Origin of the sequence: Marisediminitalea alba (assembly GCF_002993365.1) — a bacterium.
In the GTDB taxonomy this organism is placed as follows: Bacteria; Pseudomonadota; Gammaproteobacteria; order Enterobacterales; family Alteromonadaceae; genus Alteromonas; species Alteromonas alba.
On sequence record NZ_PVNP01000015.1, the window covers coordinates 1 to 673 of the forward strand.

Here is a 673-nt window from a genome sequence, read left to right on the forward strand (position 1 = left end):
GGCGGGAGGTGTTAAGGTGATAGATAAAGTCTTTCATATTCAGAATGTTAACGCCTATCACAGCCGTCTGAAAGCGTGGATGAAACGGTTTCACGGAGTAGCCACAAAATACTTGGAACACTACCTGGGTTGGTTCAGGTTTATGGATAATCCAGAAAACCTTAACGAAAACAGGCTCTTTTCGATTCAACAACAGTTAATCCGAACATAGCCTATCGATATTGGCGATATGCAACACACCTTTTACATAGCGGTTTGGCAATAAATGCGTTTCTTGCACTTTGATTTTAAGGCGAAACGCTGTGTTAAAGCCATTGGGCAGAAAATATCTATCTCTAAATACGACAACGGTTTTATTATTCCAGCGAGATTTTAAAATTATTTTCATTTTTCATCCCCCTTTAACCATTGCCGTTCGTGATAACGTGGCGTGATGGCCTTGCGGGTTTGGCGTAAGCGATCAATTTAGACCGTCTTTTCCCGGCGGAGCTACCCCGTAAAATGGTCCCCGTAGATTTTACTCACGGAGACTTAATCGATGGCAACAAAAAGACGAACACGCGAGCAATGGCAGGAATTGATTGATAAGCAAGCAGCAGGCGAACTGACAGTCAGTGAATTTTGTGCACAGCATGCGTTAACAGTATCAAACTTCTATCTGTGGCGTAAAAAA

General features: G+C 42.5%; 2 protein-coding genes and 1 pseudogene. 2 read left to right on the forward strand and 1 reads right to left on the reverse strand.

Features of this window, described 5'->3' with window-relative positions; all coding sequences use genetic code 11:
• Nucleotides 1-211: pseudogene (locus tag C6Y40_RS02440) on the forward strand (IS1595 family transposase); the annotation flags it as partial.
• Here C6Y40_RS02440 and C6Y40_RS02445 read toward each other — a convergent pair.
• Entirely contained in the window at nt 197-388 is a 192-nt protein-coding gene (locus C6Y40_RS02445) for a hypothetical protein (protein WP_105933179.1), read from the reverse strand. The pseudogene C6Y40_RS02440 and the gene C6Y40_RS02445 sit on opposite strands and share 15 nt — an antisense overlap.
• Nucleotides 389-538: 150 nt before the next feature.
• Between C6Y40_RS02445 and tnpA the strand changes: the two genes are divergently transcribed.
• Nucleotides 539-673, forward strand: a 135-nt coding sequence (gene tnpA, locus C6Y40_RS25515; protein ID WP_420836920.1) for an IS66 family insertion sequence element accessory protein TnpA, incomplete at its 3' end; no start/stop codon positions are given.

What these genes read in the sequence shown, in the direction of transcription:
- C6Y40_RS02445 (WP_105933179.1), bottom strand. Translation starts at nt 388, where the DNA reads ATGAAAATAATTTTAAAATCTCGCTGGAATAATAAAACCGTTGTCGTA.